The organism is Staphylococcus sp. FSL W8-0271 (assembly GCF_038006605.1).
In the GTDB taxonomy this organism is placed as follows: domain Bacteria; phylum Bacillota; class Bacilli; order Staphylococcales; family Staphylococcaceae; genus Staphylococcus; species Staphylococcus cohnii.
In genome coordinates this window covers 1,715,133-1,734,871 of the sequence record NZ_JBBOVM010000001.1, presented here as the reverse complement: position 1 = coordinate 1,734,871, position 19,739 = coordinate 1,715,133, and the positions used below count along the sequence as shown (strand labels likewise).

General features: G+C 33.0%; 15 protein-coding genes and 1 tRNA gene. 15 read left to right on the top strand and 1 reads right to left on the bottom strand.

The annotated features are described in order from the left end of the window. The first annotated feature begins 302 nt into the window (after positions 1 to 302). Positions 303 to 1,361 carry a phenylalanine--tRNA ligase subunit alpha gene (gene pheS, locus NST87_RS08455; protein WP_040030535.1) on the top strand — a complete coding sequence of 353 codons (1,059 nt, stop codon included), beginning with the start codon at positions 303 to 305 and terminating at the stop codon, positions 1,359 to 1,361. Beyond that, entirely contained in the window at positions 1,361 to 3,763 is a 2,403-nt protein-coding gene (gene pheT, locus NST87_RS08450; protein WP_064263884.1) for a phenylalanine--tRNA ligase subunit beta, read from the top strand. The genes pheS and pheT overlap by 1 nt, the downstream gene beginning before the upstream one ends. Positions 3,764 to 3,851: 88 nt before the next feature. Here pheT and rnhC read toward each other — a convergent pair whose 3' ends face one another. Beyond that, the gene (gene rnhC, locus NST87_RS08445; RefSeq protein ID WP_340721572.1) at positions 3,852 to 4,790 is read right to left on the bottom strand and encodes a ribonuclease HIII; all 939 of its coding nucleotides are present in this window, start codon (positions 4,788 to 4,790) and stop codon (positions 3,852 to 3,854) included. Positions 4,791 to 5,091: 301 nt separating this feature from the next. Between rnhC and zapA the strand changes: the two genes are divergently transcribed. The 13 genes from zapA (at position 5,092) to NST87_RS08380 (ending at position 18,911) form a co-directional block, all read left to right on the top strand. Beyond that, entirely contained in the window at positions 5,092 to 5,358 is a 267-nt protein-coding gene (zapA, locus tag NST87_RS08440) for a cell division protein ZapA (protein ID WP_019469289.1), read from the top strand. Next, a complete protein-coding gene (locus NST87_RS08435) occupies positions 5,358 to 5,879 on the top strand; it encodes a CvpA family protein (RefSeq protein ID WP_040030538.1) in 522 nt (173 codons plus the stop codon). The genes zapA and NST87_RS08435 overlap by 1 nt, the downstream gene beginning before the upstream one ends. Before the next feature lie 112 nt (positions 5,880 to 5,991). Continuing rightward, positions 5,992 to 7,704, top strand: a complete 1,713-nt coding sequence (polX, locus tag NST87_RS08430; protein ID WP_026034796.1) for a DNA polymerase/3'-5' exonuclease PolX — start codon at positions 5,992 to 5,994, stop codon at positions 7,702 to 7,704. A 9-nt stretch (positions 7,705 to 7,713) separates the two neighbouring features. Then, positions 7,714 to 10,062, top strand: a complete 2,349-nt coding sequence (locus NST87_RS08425) for an endonuclease MutS2 (protein ID WP_019469292.1) — start codon at positions 7,714 to 7,716, stop codon at positions 10,060 to 10,062. 81 nt (positions 10,063 to 10,143) lie between these two features. Beyond that, positions 10,144 to 10,458 (top strand): thioredoxin, encoded by a 315-nt coding sequence (gene trxA, locus NST87_RS08420; protein WP_019469293.1) that lies wholly within the window; start codon positions 10,144 to 10,146, stop codon positions 10,456 to 10,458. A gap of 492 nt (positions 10,459 to 10,950) precedes the next feature. After that, a complete protein-coding gene (gene uvrC, locus NST87_RS08415; RefSeq protein ID WP_019469294.1) occupies positions 10,951 to 12,735 on the top strand; it encodes an excinuclease ABC subunit UvrC in 1,785 nt (594 codons plus the stop codon). 336 nt (positions 12,736 to 13,071) lie between these two features. Continuing rightward, complete coding sequence (locus tag NST87_RS08410) at positions 13,072 to 13,683, top strand: succinate dehydrogenase cytochrome b558 subunit (RefSeq protein WP_019469295.1); 612 nt, start codon at positions 13,072 to 13,074, stop codon at positions 13,681 to 13,683. A gap of 40 nt (positions 13,684 to 13,723) precedes the next feature. Then, complete coding sequence (sdhA, locus tag NST87_RS08405; protein WP_019469296.1) at positions 13,724 to 15,487, top strand: succinate dehydrogenase flavoprotein subunit; 1,764 nt, start codon at positions 13,724 to 13,726, stop codon at positions 15,485 to 15,487. Between the two features lies 1 nt (position 15,488). After that, positions 15,489 to 16,313 carry a succinate dehydrogenase iron-sulfur subunit gene (gene sdhB, locus NST87_RS08400; protein WP_019469297.1) on the top strand — a complete coding sequence of 275 codons (825 nt, stop codon included), beginning with the start codon at positions 15,489 to 15,491 and terminating at the stop codon, positions 16,311 to 16,313. Positions 16,314 to 16,661: 348 nt separating this feature from the next. Then, a complete protein-coding gene (racE, locus tag NST87_RS08395; RefSeq protein ID WP_019469298.1) occupies positions 16,662 to 17,456 on the top strand; it encodes a glutamate racemase in 795 nt (264 codons plus the stop codon). A gap of 15 nt (positions 17,457 to 17,471) precedes the next feature. Continuing rightward, positions 17,472 to 18,053 carry an XTP/dITP diphosphatase gene (locus NST87_RS08390; RefSeq protein ID WP_040030540.1) on the top strand — a complete coding sequence of 194 codons (582 nt, stop codon included), beginning with the start codon at positions 17,472 to 17,474 and terminating at the stop codon, positions 18,051 to 18,053. Next, a complete protein-coding gene (locus NST87_RS08385; protein WP_019469300.1) occupies positions 18,053 to 18,562 on the top strand; it encodes a metallophosphoesterase family protein in 510 nt (169 codons plus the stop codon). Before NST87_RS08390 ends, NST87_RS08385 begins: the two co-directional genes overlap by 1 nt. A gap of 275 nt (positions 18,563 to 18,837) precedes the next feature. Beyond that, positions 18,838 to 18,911: transfer RNA gene (locus NST87_RS08380), tRNA-Arg, on the top strand. The last annotated feature ends 828 nt before the right edge of the window (positions 18,912 to 19,739 follow it).

Below are 19,739 nucleotides of genomic sequence, written 5' to 3'. Positions count from 1 at the left end.
TACAAATATCAATGAAAAATATTAACCTATAAAAAGACGTAAACTAATTGAGACAGTTGTTCAAGGGAGATTATTCATAGACTGAAAGATAATCCGCTGTGATTGGTTTTTTTCATCTTTTTGGTTACTTAAAGAAATTTAAGTCGGAAATCATTTCCGTTATCAAAGATTACAAGTGTATGCGTGTGCATAAATTTGGGTGGTACCACGGAAAGCTTTCGTCCCAGTTTCAAGGGATGAAAGCTTTTTTGTATGCATTTATTGTTTATTTGAAAATATAGATCTTAAATAGGAGGCAAAGTATGGCACAAACAGAGGCAATGTCCGAGATTAAACAACAAGCATTAGTTGATATAAATGAAGCTCAAAATGAAAAAGAGTTACAAGATGTCAAAGTCAAATATCTAGGTAAAAAAGGTTCTGTGACTGGTTTGATGAAACATATGAAAGAATTATCAAATGAAGAGAAACCAGCATATGGCCAAAAAGTAAATGAAGTGAGACAAACCATCGAAGGTGAGATTGAATCTCGTCGAGAGGTTTTAGCAAATGCAAAATTAGAACAACAGTTAGAAGAAGAAAAAATTGACGTAACGTTGCCTAGCCGTAAAATTTCAATAGGTGCTAAGCATCCTTTAACAAGAACGATTGAAGAAATTGAAGATTTATTTTTAGGATTGGGCTATGAAATTGTTGATGGATATGAAGTTGAAAAAGATTATTACAATTTTGAAGCATTAAATTTACCAAAATCTCATCCAGCGAGAGATATGCAAGATAGTTTTTATATTACAGAAGATATTTTAATGCGTACACATACGTCACCAGTTCAAGCGAGAACAATGGAACAACGTAATGGTCAAGGACCAGTGAAAATATTATGTCCTGGTAAAGTTTATAGACGTGATTCTGACGATGCAACACACAGTCATCAATTTACGCAAATTGAAGGTTTAGTTGTTGACGAAAATATTCAAATGAGTGATTTGAAAGGGACATTAGAGTTGTTAGCCAAACAATTATTTGGTGAAGACAGAGAAATTCGTCTTCGTCCAAGCTACTTCCCATTTACTGAACCATCTGTAGAAGTTGATGTTTCTTGTTTTAAATGTGGTGGGGAAGGATGCAATGTCTGTAAACAAACAGGTTGGATAGAGATTTTAGGAGCTGGTATGGTTCACCCGAATGTACTAGAAATGGCTGGATTTGATGCAACGAAATATACAGGATTTGCTTTTGGTATGGGACCAGATAGAATTGCGATGCTCAAGTATGGTATTGAAGATATACGTCATTTCTATACGAATGATGTGCGTTTCTTAGACCAATTTAAAGCAGTAGAAGATAGAGGTGAGTTATAATGTTTATTTCAAAAGAATGGTTAGAGACATTTGTAGAAATTAATCAACCTGTCAATGTTCTAGCAGAAAAAATTACACGCACAGGTATTGAAGTAGATGATATTATTGATTACACAAAAGACATTAAAAATTTAGTGGTTGGACATATTCAATCTAAAGCACCGCATCCAGATGCAGATAAACTAAGTTTATGTCAGGTTGATATAGGTGAAGAAGCACCAGTGCAAATTGTTTGTGGTGCACCTAATGTAGATGCAGGACAGAGTGTCATAGTGGCAACTGTAGGTGGACGTTTACCCGGGGGAATAAAAATCAAAAGAGCAAAATTACGAGGTGAACGTTCAGAAGGCATGATTTGTTCATTACAAGAAATTGGTATTTCTTCAAATCTTGTTCCTAAGCAATTCGAAGAGGGCATATATGTATTTACCTCAGATGTCAAACCTGGAACAGATGCACTTACGGCTTTATATTTAAATGACCAAGTTATGGAATTTGATTTAACACCAAATAGAGCAGATGCGTTAAGTATGATAGGTACAGCTTACGAAACAGCTGCACTTTATAATATGCCTTTAAAAAAACCTGAAACACAATGCGAGACAACAAACGAAAAAGCCGCTGATGAATTAAGTATTAGTGTTCAAAACCAAGACAAGGTACCATACTATAGTGCTAGAATAGTAAAAAATGTTCAAATTCAACCATCACCAGAATGGATGCAAATGAGATTGATTAAAGCAGGTATTCGACCAATCAATAATGTTGTAGATATTTCAAATTATGTATTATTAGAATATGGTCAACCACTGCATATGTTTGATAAAGACCACATCGGCTCTGATCAAATAGAAGTGCGCCAAGCCAAAGCAGAAGAAAAAATGACAACACTAGATGATCAAGAGAGAACATTAAAAGAAAGTGATATTGTTATTACTAATGGTGATAGCCCTATTGCAATTGCTGGTGTTATGGGCGGTGATTTCTCAGAGGTGACTGAAAATACCACAAATGTCATCATCGAAGGTGCAATTTTTGACCCAGTTTCAATTAGACACACTTCCCGACGTTTAAATTTGCGTAGTGAAGCTTCAAGTCGATTTGAAAAAGGGATTGCAACAGAATTTGTAGATGAAGCTGTGGACAGAGCATGTTATTTGCTACAACAATATGCGAGTGGAACGGTGGTACAAGATCGAGTAGCTGAAGGCGACTTGGGTCAATTTGTTACTCCGATTGAAATTACTGTTGAAAAAGTGAACAAAACGATTGGTTTTGATTTATCGAGAGAAGAAATTGAAGCGATTTTTGTGCAACTTGGCTTTGAAATAACACGAGAAGGTAATACATTAACAGTAATGGTTCCGTCTCGTCGTAAAGATATTACAATCAAAGAAGACCTAATCGAAGAAATTGCTCGAATATACGGTTATGATGAAATTCCTTCAACGTTACCTGTGTTTGAACATGTAACACCGGGTACATTAAATGATAGACAAGCAAAAACAAGAATAGTAAAAGCGACATTAGAAGGTGCCGGTTTAAGCCAAGCGATTAATTATTCACTTGTAGATAAAGCACGTGCAACTGATTTTGCATTGCAAGATCGCTCAACTATATCATTGTTGATGCCTATGAGTGAAGCACATGCTACTTTGAGACAAAGTTTGATTCCTCATCTCATTGATGATGTGTCTTATAATGTAGCTAGAAGTAATCATCATGTTGCGCTATATGAATTGGGCCGTGTATTCTTCGGCAATGAGGAAGATCAATTGCCAGACGAAGTAGAATATTTAAGTGGTATACTAACAGGAGATTATGCTGTTAATACTTGGCAAAATAAAAAGGAAGCAATTGATTTCTTTGTAGCAAAAGGTATCGTTGAACGTATTGCAGAAATTTTAGACATTCAATTTGAATATGAAGCTGGTGAAATAGCTGGATTACACCCAGGTAGAACTGCATTGGTTAAATTAGATAATGAAATTGTTGGATTCGTAGGGGAATTACATCCGCAAACTGAAAATGATTATGATTTAAAACGAACTTATGTATTTGAACTTAATTACGATAAGTTGATGTCAGTTTCAGTAGGCTACATTAATTATCAACCAATACCAAGATTCCCTGGTGTATCAAGAGATATTGCACTAGTCATTAATCGTGCAACACCATCAGCGCAAATCGTTAATGTGATTAAAAATAACGGTGGCGACATTTTACAAAAAACGGAAGTCTTTGACGTTTATGAAGGTGAACATGTGGCAGAAGATGAAAAATCAATTGCACTGCGTTTATCATATTTAGATACCAAACAAACACTTACTGATGATAAAGTAAATGAAGTACATGACCGTATTTTAGAAGCTTTACAAGCAGAAGGTGCAACGATTAGATAATATAATAAAGCCTTGAATCTATGCCGCATGTGGCTATGATTCAAGGCTTTATTTTGCATTAGTAACGTTATGATTTACAAGGAAGCGTTTATTGATGCTTTTTATTTATTAAATTTAAGGCTTTTGTTCTGTTAGCAAAATGTCTTTTGGTCATGGTATCTAAATAATGGACACCTTTTTTATCAATGATTTTTGCAGCGGCCAAATCTACTTTATTACTGGCGCCTTTAGGTAATTCAACTTTGGCGTACTTTGAAAGTTGATCCATATTTTTCACAAAGGCATAACGTGAAATAATACTAGCAGCAGCAATTGCTATGGATTTTGATTCACCTTTCGTTTCAAATTTTGTCTTATTTTCATACGGCAGTTCGCTAAGTGCATATCTTTTATATACGCCAGGTTCAGCAAATTGATCAATAACGATATAATCAAGTTCGTCTGTGTCAATTTTTGCAACGACATTTTTAATTGCTTCGTTATGCAAAACTGCTTTCATTTTAACTTGAGACCAACCTGCTTTTTGTTTCTCGTTGTATTTTTCATTATTCATTGTTAATAAAGAATGTGGGATGAAAGTGATAATTTGTTCGGCAATTTCTATTATTTTAGGATCAGTAAGTCTTTTAGAGTCGTCTACGCCAAGTGTTTTTAAGATTTGAGCGTGTTTTTTTGATACATAAGCTGCACAAACTGTTAGTGGTCCAAAGTAATCACCACTGCCTGCCTCGTCACTGCCGATACATTGAAATTTGTTATAGGAGATGTGCTGTTTAGTTTGTTTGGTACTACCATGTTTTGTATTATTTTTGGGAGAAGCTGATTTATTAGGTAATATAGCGTTTACTACAGCTTCAGCATCTTTACCTTGAAACATTACTTTATTAGAATTATATATCGTAATCGCAGTATTGCGATGTTTTGTACGTGCTTTCATACCTTGTGAAAGATTAGACGTATCAAAATTGATTTTAGTCATTAATTGTTGTATTTCTGAATTTGTTAATTTATGTACTATATTAGTCATTTAGCGACCTCTCTTTGTTCGTATAACGTATTTTAAAATTTAACAATGCATATCATATCATAAATTTAAATAAGTAAGCTATTTATGATATAACTAGCAATATGACTTTAATGAATGATTATTAAACAATAGTTTTATAATCATTGAATATTTCAAATAGAACAATTCCCACCTCTTACAAAAAAATATCTTGTCGTGTATAATAGTTCGTAATAAATATTATAAATTACCAACATATAAATATAAACAAAGTAAAAAACATTTAGATTAGAAATAAAATACAAAAGTCAGGAGTTATTATATGGGTGAGTTTAAAAATCGGATTAACGTAACTATAAATGATCAACATTATACAATCGTCGGAGAAGATAATCCTGAGCATATCCGTTATGTAGCACATTTGGTAGATGAGAGACTTAAAGAGTTAGCAAGTAAAAGTGCGGGTTTAGACACAACTAGAAAAGCCATTCTTACTGCAGTTAATATCATGCATGAAAAAGTCCAAGTAGAAGAAGAAAATGATCGTTTAAGACAAGAAATAAATCAATTGAAACACAGTGAAGATTAATGATTATTGATATAGTGATAGCTGTCATCTTTATATATATTGGCATCATTGGATTTAGAAGAGGTATATGGTTATCAGCTATACATTTGAGCACAACAATTTTTGCTTTGTGGATGGCTCAACGATATTATTTACAAATAGCACAACGCTTGGAGTTATTTGTACCATATCCAAAGACACGTGCTTACGATATGAATTTTGCTTTTCAATTTGATAATTTGCAACAACGTTTTGAGCATATTGTCGCATTTGTAACGATTGCTCTGATTACAAAAATAATATGTTATGGCATTATTGCTATATTTGACTATACGCTTAAACAAAAGTTACCAAATATTACGAGCAGGCTATGTGGTATGATTTTAAGTGTTATTCCATCGTTAAGCATTAATGTTATTTTGTTATATAGTTGTGCAATTTATCCTAATGCGACGATACAACAACAACTTTCTCATTCGATTATAGCAGAACATATATTATTACATATTCCATTTATCTCAATGTTTATCACGCAACTATAAAGATATTGATGTGAAATTTATAGATTTAAAAAAATTAGGGGGTCAAGGCATAACTGAAATACCAAAATGGTTTGGTGATGCTGTCTTGGCCTTTTTCTATGGAGTGAAACAAATGACTAAAAAAGAAATTATTCAATTATTAGAAAAAATTGCGGTATATATGGAAATAAAAGGCGAAAACACTTTCAAAATTTCAGCTTATAGAAAAGCAGCTCAAAGTTTAGAAATAGATGAACGGCCTTTAGACCAAATTGAAGATGTTACAGAATTAAAAGGGATTGGTAAGGGTGTAGGAGACGTGATCAATGAATATAGAGAAACAGGTAATTCTACGACTTTAGCAACATTACAAGAAGAGGTGCCAGAAGGGTTAATTCCATTACTTAAAATACAAGGTCTCGGTAGTAAAAAAATAGCGAAATTATATAAAGCGCTTAATATTGATGGGAAAGAAGCGTTGCAAAAAGCATGTGAAGAAGGAAAAGTAAGTGAATTAAGTGGATTCGCTAAGAAAACTGAAAAGAATATTCTTGAAGCAGTAAAAGCATTGGGAGCGAAAAAAGAGCGTTATCCAATTGATCAAATGAGAGGACTAAATTTAGAAATTTGTGACTATTTGTCATCGATTGAAACGATAGAAAAATATGAAGTTGCAGGTAGTTTCCGTCGCTTTAAGGAAATGAGTAAAGACTTAGATTATATTATAAGTACGAATCAACCTTTAGAAGTTCAAAAAGCTTTATTAAAGATTCCTAATAAGGTTAAAGAAGTGGCAGTTGGAGCAACAAAAGTGTCATTAGAGTTAACTTATGATGATGAAACCATTGGCGTAGATTTTAGATTAATCGAACCATCTGCGTTTTACCATACACTACAGCATTTTACAGGTTCAAAGGATCATAATATTCGAATTCGTCAATTGGCAAAAGAAAACAACGAAAAGGTTAGTGAGTATGGTATAGAAAAAGCGAACGGAACACTAATCCAATATAACAGTGAAGAAGAGATTTATAATCACTTTGGTGTGAATTGTATTGAACCTGCACTACGTGAAGATGGTAGCGAATTTGACAAAGATTTAACAGATATTATCAATATCAATGATATCAATGGTGATATTCATATGCATACAACATATAGTGATGGTGCTTTTAGTATTGAAGATATGATTGAAGCCAATATCGCAAAAGGTTATCAGTTTATGGTTATTACAGATCATTCTCAAAGCTTAAAAGTCGCCAATGGACTTTCTGTTGAGCGGTTGTTGCGACAAAATGAAGAAATTAAAGCGTTAAACGAAAAATATGATGACATTGATATATATTCAGGCATTGAAATGGACATTTTGCCTGATGGCCGTTTAGACTATGATGATGAAATATTAGCACAGTTAGATTATGTCATCGCAGCGATACATCAAAGTTTTAACCAATCTCAAGAAGATATTATGTATCGACTAGAACAAGCATGTCGTAATCCTTATGTCCGTCATATTGCACATCCAACAGGACGTATCATAGGTAAACGTGCAGGTTATGAACCTGATATTGATAAATTATGTGAAATCGCAGAAGAAACAAATACAATTTTAGAAATCAATGCGAACCCTAAACGCTTAGACTTAAATGCAGATATCGTTAAAAAACACCCTAATGTTAAATTAACGATTAATACTGATGCGCATCATGTAGATCACTTAGAATTTATGAAATACGGTATAGCTACTGCACAAAAAGGATTTGTAAAAAAAGAAAGCGTGATTAATACAATGGATAGAGCATCCTTTAAAACATTTATTGAAAATAATATAAAATTGAAGAAATAGAGGGATTATATGAGACAAAAATCATTAAATGTCTTAGAATTCGATAAAATAAAAGCACTTGTTGAAAAAGAAACCATGAGTGACTTAGGTAGAGAAAAAGTTGTTGGAATGGTACCAGCAACTGACTTTCAAACTGTCGAATTTCAAATGAATGAAACGGATGAAATTGCTCAAATATATAATAAACATCGTTTACCCAGTTTGAGTGGATTGTCTAAGATTTCTTCACTGATTCATAGGGCGACAATCGGTGGTGTATTAAGTGTTAAAGAACTCAATGCAATTAAACGTTTAATTCAAATTCAAAATCAATATAAGACATTTTATAACAATTTATTAGAAGAAGAAGAAATAGTGAATTATGCTATTCTTCACGATAGGATGGAACAATTACCTGTGCTTTCAGAATTGTATCAAAATATCCATCAAAAATGTGATGCTAATGACTTATTTGATAACGCTAGTTACGAATTACAAGGTATCCGGAGTAAAATTTCTGGTACGACGCAACGGATAAAACAAAACTTAGACAAAATTGTTAAGCGTCAAGCTAATCAGAAAAAATTGTCAGATGCTATTATAACGGTACGTAATGAACGCAATGTTATTCCAGTAAAAGCAGAATATCGTCAAGATTTTAATGGCATCGTTCATGATCAATCAGCTTCTGGGCAAACACTTTATATTGAACCTTCGTCTATCGTTGAAATGAATAACCAAATCAGTCGTCTACGAAACGATGAAGCGGCTGAACGTGAACGTATTTTAACTGAGTTAACGGGTTATGTAGCGGCTGAAGCAGACGCTTGTTTAATTTCAGAAAATATTATGGGGCAAATTGACTTTTTAACCGCTAAAGCACGTTATGCACGATCAATCAAAGGTACGAAACCTGAGTTTACGAACGAGCGAACTGTTTATTTACCCAAGGCATTTCATCCATTATTAGATAGAGATACTGTTGTAGCAAATACAATTGAATTTGCAGACGATATTGAAACTGTGATTATCACTGGTCCTAATACAGGGGGTAAAACTGTAACACTAAAAACCCTTGGACTCGTTATTTTGATGGCACAATCAGGGATGTTGATACCAACATTAGACGGTAGTAAACTAAGCATTTTTGAAAACGTTTATTGTGATATCGGAGATGAGCAATCTATTGAACAATCACTTTCAACTTTTTCATCACACATGAAAAATATTGTTGAAATCTTACAGCATACAACTAAAAATAGTTTGATTCTTTTTGATGAACTCGGTGCTGGAACAGATCCAAGCGAAGGTGCAGCTTTAGCGATGAGTATCTTAGATCATGTTCATGAAATAGGTTCATTAGTAATGGCGACAACGCATTACCCTGAACTTAAAGCATACAGTTACAATAGATCAGGTGTGATGAATGCTAGCGTAGAGTTTGATGTTAATACATTAAGCCCAACATATAAATTGCTCATGGGTGTACCGGGACGTTCTAATGCTTTTGATATTTCAAAAAAATTAGGACTTAATATGAAAGTGATTCAAAATGCGAAAGCAATGATAGGACAAGATGAGCAAGAAATAAATGAAATGATTGCTTCATTAGAACAAAATTCTAAACGTGTAGACGAACAGAGAATTGAATTAGATGGCTTATTAAGAGAAGCTCAAGAAACACATGATGAACTTGAAAAAGAGTACGATAAATATCGTAATCAAGAGAAACAATTAATGAGTGAAGCCAAAGAAAAAGCCAATCAACGCGTGAAAGCCGCTACCCAAGAAGCAGATGAAATCATTAAAGAATTACGCGAACTTAGAGATAAAAAAGGTGCTGATGTAAAAGAACATGAGCTTATCAATAAAAAGAAACAGTTAGATGATCAATATGAAGCTAAGTCTATAAAGCAAAATGTTGAAAAGAAAAAATGGGATGAAATTAAGGTTGGCGATGAAGTAAAAGTTCTGACATATGGCCAAAAAGGCGAAATATTAGAATTACTAGCTGATAATGAAGCGGTTGTTCAAATGGGCATCATTAAAATGAAATTACCAACCAGTGATTTAGAAAAAACACAAAAGACGAAAGAAACACCTTCTAAAATGGTTAAACGTGAAAATCGTCAAAGTATTAAAATGGAACTTGATTTACGTGGCTACCGCTATGATGAAGCCATGGTTGCAGTTGATCAATATTTAGACCAAGCTGTATTAAGTAATTATGAACAAGTATATATTATTCATGGTAAAGGCACAGGCGCACTTCAAAAAGGTGTGCAAAAACATTTAAAACAACATAAAAATGTGTCATCATATAGGAACGGCATGCCAAGTGAAGGTGGATTTGGCGTGACCGTTGCAGAATTGAAATAAATGTGAGCAAGAGGTATGCAGATTTGTACAAAGTCTGTTATAATTTCTTCATCATTTGAAATTTAAGGAGGATTGGCAGTTATGGCAATCGTAAAAGTAACAGATTCAAACTTTGATGAAAATATTCAATCAGGTGTCAATTTAGTAGATTTTTGGGCAACATGGTGTGGCCCATGTAAGATGATTGCTCCAGTATTAGAAGAATTAGCTGGTGATTATGATGGAAAAGCTAATATTTTAAAACTTGATGTAGATGAAAATCCATCAACAGCTGCTAAATTTGAAGTAATGAGTATCCCAACTTTAATCTTATTTAAAGATGGTGAACCTGTCGATAAAGTTGTAGGTTTCCAACCTAAAGAAAACTTAGCAGAAGTAATTGAGAAACACTTATAAAAGCACAACGAAACGACCTGGGACATCAATGATTGTCTCAGGTTTTTTCTATGATTTTTGTTAGTTTGTCTGAAATCGTAGTTTTTATGGTTTTTATAGAGCTAGGCTTACATTCTGGTTATTTAGAGCATTAGTATAAAAATGCGAATTCGTTTTATCTTCATAACTAAAATTGAGTGCATATTCACATCCTATATTATTAAGCGTTGCTTATCCTCTAGTTAAGTTTTATGAAAAAGCTTCAGTGATTAAAATATTTTGATGTACCAGCACTTTAAAGATTAAGGTGCTTTATATATAATATATAAAATTTTTACTTGCCAATTATTTCATGTTCAAACGAATACTTTGGTTTAATGATAATGTATATTCTATAATGATTATTAGAATTGAAATTTTATATTTGCGAACCAGCTTTCAACATTATACAACTGTGATGCAAATGATATATCTTATTTTAACAATATATTTTTACTAGAAAGGGGGGCTAAAGTGGAAAAATACCAAGAAGATATTAAACAAAAATTAACGGTCGTACCCACTGAACCGGGTTGCTATTTAATGAAAGATAGAAATGATCAAATTATTTATGTCGGCAAGGCTAAAAAATTAAGAAATAGATTAAGGTCTTATTTTACAGGTGCACATGATGCTAAAACGACACGGCTCGTTTCAGAAATTAGAAACTTCGAATATATTGTAACTTCAAGTGAAACAGAATCACTATTGCTCGAACTCAATTTGATTAAACAATATCAACCAAGATATAACATTTTGTTGAAAGACGATAAAAGTTACCCTTTTATTAAAATCACTAAAGAAAAATATCCTCGATTAATTGTGACACGCACAGTTAAAAAAGGAACAGGAAAATATTTTGGTCCTTACCCTAATGCATATTCAGCACAAGAGACAAAAAAGTTATTAGATAGAATTTATCCATTTAGAAAATGTGATAAAATGCCCGATAAATTGTGTCTGTATTACCATATTGGCCAATGTTTAGGTCCTTGTGTTTACCCAGTAGATTTAAATAAATATGCGGAAATGACTAAAGAAATTACTGACTTTTTAAATGGAGAAGATAAAACAATACTGAATAACTTAGAACAAAAAATGAATGAAGCGAGTGAAGCACTGGACTTTGAAAGAGCAAAAGAGTATCGAGATTTAATACAACATATTCATAATTTAACTAAAAAACAAAAAATTACAACTTCGGATAATACTATAAGAGATGTTTTTGGATATAGTGTGTCAAAAGGTTGGATGTGTATTCAAGTATTTTTCATTAGACAAGGGAATATGATCAAACGAGATGCAACAATGATTCCATTGCAACAAACAGAAGAAGAAGAATTTTATACTTTTATAGGTCAATTTTATGATTTAAATCAACACATTCTTCCTAAAGAAGTCCATATTCCTAAAAATTTAAACAAAGACATCATTCAATCGGTAGTAGATACGAAAATAGTCCAACCCATTAAAGGAAAGAAAAAAGAAATGATTGATTTAGCGAATCATAATGCTGAAGTAACGCTAGAGAATAAATTTGAACTCATTGCTAAAGATGAATCACGTACCGTGAAGGCGATTGAAGAATTAGGGGATCATATGGGTATTCAAACACCTATTCGTATTGAAGCTTTTGACAATTCAAACATACAAGGTGTACATCCGGTTTCAGCTATGGTTTCATTTGTTGATGGCAAACCTAATAAAAAAGGATACCGTAAATATAAAATTAAAACAGTGGATGGTCCAGATGATTATAAATCGATGAGAGAAGTTGTGCGTAGACGTTATACACGTGTTTTAAATGAAGGTACACCATTACCAGACTTAATCATCGTCGATGGTGGTAAAGGTCATATGAACGGAGTAATCGATGTGCTTGAAAACGAATTAGGTTTGGATATACCAGTTGCTGGGCTACGTAAAAATGATAAACACCAAACTTCAGAGATTCTGTATGGTGAAAGTGCAGAGATTGTACCTTTGAAAAAAAATAGCCAAGCGTTTTATTTACTTCAAAGAATACAAGATGAAGTTCATAGATTTGCAATTACGTTTCATAGACAAACACGCCAGAAAACTGGTTTGCAATCAGTTTTAGATACCGTAGACGGTATTGGTTCTAAACGCAAAACTAAACTATTACGAACTTTTGGTTCCATAAAGAAAATGAAAGAGGCAAGTATCGAAGATTTAAAATCTTCTGGTTTACCTCAAAAAGTCGCTGAGAATCTTCATCACGCACTATATAACAAATAGAAAAAAAGAATATGGCATGAGAATCATTCTCATGCCCAAAATTTTATGAATTAGTGTTACAATAGCAAATAACAGGAATTCTTTTTTTAAAAGTATATGGAAGCGTTTACTAATTGAGAAAAATTATCACTTAAATCTAAATAATAAAACAATTGTTAAATTCAACTAGGGGTATTACTTCATTGTTTTATACATACATGTTGAAGTTTATATTGCTATAAATATAAAGCGATTGCATAACATGTTGTTGTTTAGTTTTAGTTGATAAGTATCATCACATTTATACTTTAAAAAAAGATACCAAAAAATTAATTGTTTCACAGGGGGGACTTCCTTTTGGCATATTCGAAAAATCAATTCTATTTAAGACGCTTACATTCTTTGTTAGGCGTAATACCGATAGGTGGATTCTTATTAGTGCATCTACTTGTTAACCACCAAGCTACAAAAGGCGTTGAGGCGTTTAACAAGGCTGCTGGATTTATGGAATCTTTACCATTCTTGATTGCATTGGAGTTTATCGTAATTTATATTCCAATTCTATATCATGCGGTATATGGTGTACATATTGCCTTTACGGCAAAAGAAAACGTAGGACATTACTCTCAATTTAGAAATTGGATGTTCTTATTGCAACGTATTACAGGTATTATAACGTTTATTTTTGTTGCTATACATTTATGGCAAACACGTATCCAGCGTGCATTAGGTCAAGAAGTAAACTTCGATATGGTACATGATATTGTATCTAATCCAGGTTGGTTAATTTTCTATATCATTTGTTTACTTTCTGTAACATTCCACTTCGCAAATGGCTTATGGTCATTTTTAGTTACATGGGGTGTTTTACAATCTAAAAGATCACAACAGATCTTTACATGGGTATCACTTGTTGTATTTATCGTAGTTTCGTATATCGGAATAAGTGCTATTCTTGCGTTCGTATAATTTAAAAATGTTTCAGATATATTTAGGGGAGTGACTATTTATGGCAGAGAAGAAAATTATTGTTGTCGGTGGAGGACTTGCCGGTCTGATGTCAACAATTAAAGCAGCAGAACAAGGCGCACACGTTGACTTGTTCTCATTAGTGCCTGTTAAACGTTCACACTCCGTATGTGCTCAAGGTGGCATAAACGGAGCAATCAATACGAAAGGTGAAGGTGATTCACCTGCTGTTCACTTTGATGACACAGTTTATGGTGGAGATTTCTTAGCGAATCAACCACCAGTAAAAGCAATGGCAGAAGAAGCGCCCAATATTATACATTTGCTTGACCGTATGGGTGTAATGTTTAATAGAACGAATGAAGGCTTGCTAGATTTCCGTCGCTTTGGTGGTACGATGTATCACAGAACAGCATATGCTGGCGCAACAACTGGTCAGCAATTAATGTATGCCTTAGATGAACAAGTACGTAGTTATGAAGTGGATGGTTTAGTTACAAAATATGAAGGATGGGAATTCTTAGGTATTGTCAAAGATGATGACAATATGGCTAGAGGTATTGTGGCTCAAGATATGACATCTTCTGAAATAAAATCATTCGGTTCAGATGCAGTTATTATGGCAACTGGTGGTCCAGGTATTATATTTGGTAAAACAACTAACTCAATGATTAATACTGGTTCTGCTGCCTCAATTGTTTACCAACAAGGAGCAATTTATGCAAATGGTGAGTTTATTCAAATTCATCCAACTGCAATCCCTGGTGATGACAAACTACGATTAATGAGTGAATCGGCTCGTGGTGAAGGTGGACGTATTTGGACATACAAAGATGGGAAACCATGGTACTTCTTAGAAGAAAAATATCCAGATTATGGTAACTTAGTACCTCGTGATATTGCAACACGTGAAATTTTTGATGTATGTGTTAATCAAAAATTAGGTATTAACGGTGAAAACATGGTATACCTTGATCTTTCTCATAAAGATCCGCATGAATTGGATGTAAAATTAGGTGGCATCATTGAAATTTATGAAAAATTCACTGGTGACGATCCAAGAAAAGTTCCAATGAAAATCTTCCCAGCAGTCCACTATTCAATGGGTGGTCTTTATGTAGATTACGATCAAATGACGAATATCAAAGGCTTATTTGCAGCAGGTGAGTGTGATTTCTCACAACATGGTGGTAACCGCTTAGGTGCTAATTCATTGTTGTCTGCTATTTACGGCGGAACAGTTGCAGGACCAAATGCAATTGAATATGTTGCAAATATTGAAAAATCATATACTGATTTGGACGACAGTATTTATGAAAAACGCGTTAAAGAAGAACAAGATAAATTCGATAATTTATTGAATATGAATGGTACAGAAAATGCATATAAACTTCATAGAGAACTTGGTGAAGTTATGACAGCAAATGTTACTGTTGTACGTGATAATAAAGCATTATTAGAAACCGACAAGAAAATCTTAGAATTGATGGAGCGTTATCAAAATATTGACATTGAAGATACGCAAACATGGAGTAACCAAGCAGTCTTCTTTACTCGTCAATTATGGAATATGTTAGTACTAGCACGTGTAATTACCATCGGTGCATACAACCGAAATGAGACTCGTGGGGCACATTATAAACCTGAATTCCCTGAGAGAAACGACGAAGAATGGTTAAAAACGACTTTAGCATCATATCAAGGAAAAACAGAACCGCCTAAATTTACATACGAACCAGTAGATGTAAGTTTAATCCCACCTCGTAAACGTGACTATTCAAGTAGTTCTAAAGGAGGTAAATAAAATGGCAGATACTAAAGAAGTAAATGAAACTCAAGCGCAAAGCGAACAACAAAGCCAACAACAAAATCAAAAAACAATTAAATTTATCATTAAACGACAAGATGATGCAGAATCTAAACCTTATGAGGAAGAGTTTGAAATTCCTTATAAAGAGAATTTAAACGTTATTGCTTGTTTAATGGAAATTAGACGTAACCCAGTTAATAGTAAAGGTGAGAAAACAACACCTGTTATTTGGGATATGAATTGTTTAGAGGAAGTTTGTGGTGCTTGTTCTATGGTTATCAATGGTAAAGCGAGACAATCTTGTACAGCAATTGTTGACCAATTAGAACAACCAATTAAGTTGGAGCCAATGAGTACATTCCCAGTGGTTCGTGACTTACAAGTTGATCGTAGTAGAATGTTTGATAACTTAAAACGCATGAAAGCATGGGTACCGATTGATGGTACGTATGATCTTGGACCAGGGCCTCGTATGCCAGAGAAAAAACGTCAAACTGCATATGAATTATCTAAATGTATGACATGTGGTGTATGTTTAGAAGTTTGTCCAAACGTTACAAGAAATAACGACTTTGTTGGTGCGCAAGCTATTTCACAAGTTAGATTGTTTAACTTACACCCAACAGGTTCGATGACTAAAGATGAACGTTTAAATGCATTGATGGGCGCAGGTGGTTTACAAGAGTGTGGTAACTCACAAAACTGTGTTAACGCATGTCCTAAAGGTATACCTTTAACGACATCAATTGCAGCATTAAACCGTGAAACTTCTTTCCATATGTTTAAATCATTCTTTGGTTCAGACCACCAAGTAAATTAATATATATTAAGACTGTCAACAAAGTATTAACTTTGTTGGCAGTTTTTTTATGAATTATGATATAGATAGAAATTAATTATAATATTTAGATGGATAGTATATTTAATTTTCATAGTTATATATTATTAAGTCACTGATTCAGTACTTTATATAAAAATTAGTAATTCGTTTTATTATAATTAAATGGCGAAGATGAACAACATTGCTAACTTTTATTTATGCGGATCATATGACTAAATTTAATGTCTGAAATGCCTGTTATTTAGAAATTTAGTTCTTGTAAAATGATTTTGAAAACACAGCTATGCTACAATAATAGACAAGTAAATATATAAGGATGAACAATATATGGAGAAACCAATTGGAGTTATTGACTCTGGCGTTGGAGGTTTAACAGTAGCTAAAGAAATCATGCGTCAATTACCAAACGAAACAATCTACTATTTAGGAGATATAAAACGTTGTCCGTATGGGCCAAGAGAAGCTTCGGAGGTAAGACAATTTACTACAGAATTAGCTGAAAAGCTCATGACGTTTGATATCAAGATGTTAGTGATTGCGTGTAATACTGCAACGGCAGTCGCATTAAAACATTTACAAAATTTATTAGCGATACCAGTTATTGGTGTAATAGAACCAGGCGCTAGAACAGCCATTATGACAACAAAAAATCAAAATGTTTTAATATTAGGTACAGAAGGTACGATTAAATCAGAGGCGTACAGACACCACATTAAGCAAATTAATCCGAATGTGGAAGTATCTGGGGTTGCATGTCCAGGCTTTGTTCCACTTGTAGAACAAATGAGATACAAAGATCCAACGATTACGAGTATTGTTATACATCAAACATTAAAGCAGTGGAGGAACAGCAAAGCAGATACAGTTATTTTAGGATGTACGCATTATCCATTACTGTATCAACCAATTAATGATTATTTTCATGGAGAAAAAGTAGTTATTTCATCTGGTTTAGAAACAGCGAGAGAAGTGAGTGCATTATTAACGTTCAGTAACGAACATGCAGGTTATAAAAAGCAGCCCGAACATAAATTTTTTGCTACAGGAGAAACAGAACATATTGAACGCATTATTGAAGAATGGTTAAATATGAAAGCAACAGTTGAAAAAATAGAAGTTTAAAGCGAGGCGTAAATAATGGAAGATATTGTTATTGCATCAAATAATAAAGGGAAAATAAACGATTTTAGAGTTATTTTTCCTGATTATAATGTTATAGGTATATCAGAACTCATCGAAGGTTTTGATGTTGAGGAAACAGGTGACACTTTTGAAGAAAATGCAAAACTAAAATCTGAAGCAGCTGCGCAAGCATTAAATAAACGTGTTATTGCTGATGATAGTGGATTGGAAGTTTTTGCGTTAAATGGTGAACCTGGTATATATTCGGCTCGCTATGCTGGAGAAACTAAAGATGATAATGCAAATATTGAAAAACTATTAACTAAATTAGGTGATGAAACTGACCGTAGTGCGCAATTTGTTTGTGTTATTAGCATGAGTGCACCGGGTGAAGATACAGTACAGTTTAAAGGAACTGTACAAGGAGAAATCACACTAAATAAAATTGGTGAACATGGCTTTGGATATGATCCTATCTTTTTCGTAGAAGACAAAAATAAAACAATGGCTCAACTAACTGCAGAAGAAAAAGGGCAAATTAGTCATAGAGGTAAAGCAATAGAACAACTACAACAATACTTAGAAGGTGATCAATAATGTCGAAATGGATTATAGTTAGTGACAATCATACCGAACAAGGTGTGTTGTTTGATATTATAAATCAACATGAACATGTAGATGTTGCTATTCATTTAGGTGACTCTGAATTTGCTTATGATGATAGTGAACTCAGTCATTTTTATAGGGTAAAAGGAAATACCGATTTTTATCCTGAGTTTCCAAATGAACAAACAATTAAAATAAATGGTATCAATGCATTTTTAACGCATGGTCATTTATATCAAGTGAATCGTACAAGAATCCCTTTAGCAGAACAAGCAAAAACAGCAGACTGCAAATTAGCATTTTATGGACATACACATGTTGCTAAACATGAAGCAATAAATGGTGTGCATGTAATAAATCCAGGCAGTATTTCACAGTCAAGAAGTAATATTGAAGAAACATATGCAGAATTGCTTATTGATGATACGAGTTTAGATGCGACTTTAAATTTCCGTAATCGAAATCATGAAATCATTAGCAGTGAAAACTTTACAATTTAAAAAGACGGAGGATGGAGCTACGTTTAGAATTAATTTAATCGTAGCTTCATTCTCTTATTTCTATAAATAGTTAGATGCAACAAATATTTGAGGATTATAAAGTTGTAAAAATAACGCTAACGTTAATGCATATCTCAATTTAAAGAATTTAAATAAATTAGCAATATTATGATAAAAAGTTTACAATAGTGAAAAATCATATTTATTTTTAAGGGATAGAGTATTGCTTTATCAGTGCAAGTTAGATATAATTATTCTTGTGTTCAAAAGATAATGTCCTGGTAGCTCAGCTGGATAGAGCAATGGCCTTCTAAGCCATCGGTCGGGGGTTCGAATCCCTCCCAGGACACTAAAAACCGTTGTTATGACAACGTTTCAAGCGTGCAGGTGTCAAATATGTGTCAAGAGAATATTTCTCTGACATGTTGGCCCTGCTTTTTTTATGTTCTTCAAGTAAATGTGTATAAACACTCTCAGGACACTAAAAACGTTAAAATACATAAATTAATTTATGCATTTACTGACTAGACTGCTGATATATGAGTAGTCTTTTTATTTTGCTTTAAATTTTATTTACATATAATTGACACACATAGTGAATACAAACATACTGTTGATTAAAATCATAAAATAATTAATTAGCACATTGCAAAAGTAAGTTTACAGATGAGATTGGTTATTGCATAAAGTGAATTAGCATTGTGAGAATTATGTCAAAAAGTATTATTTTATATAGTGAATTTAAACTTCCATTGATCATTTAGCCATAACAATTAAAATATATTGTCATTTAATGTTTTAATCCTCTAAATTTGAAGGATGCTGAAATTGTTTATAGATAATTGAGACATTAATATATGTTTCAGTCCAACAATAAGTGGTATTCAATATATAACTATAAGGTAATGTATAATTTAATGATTATTTTGCGTTAGCGCTACTTCAATTTGAAGTGGCGCATTTTTAATGTTACTTATAAAATTAATAAAAAGTCTTTCATATTAAAAACATTGATATATTACATAGCGAGCTTAATTAGCATTAAATTATTCGGTAAGTTTAATTATATATATATATATTATAATTAAAAATGCACGTCTAAGTTGTATGGCATGGAATTGTGCAAAATACAGTTGGGCATTCAAAACTGTAAGATGATGTGTTTTTCACTACAGTT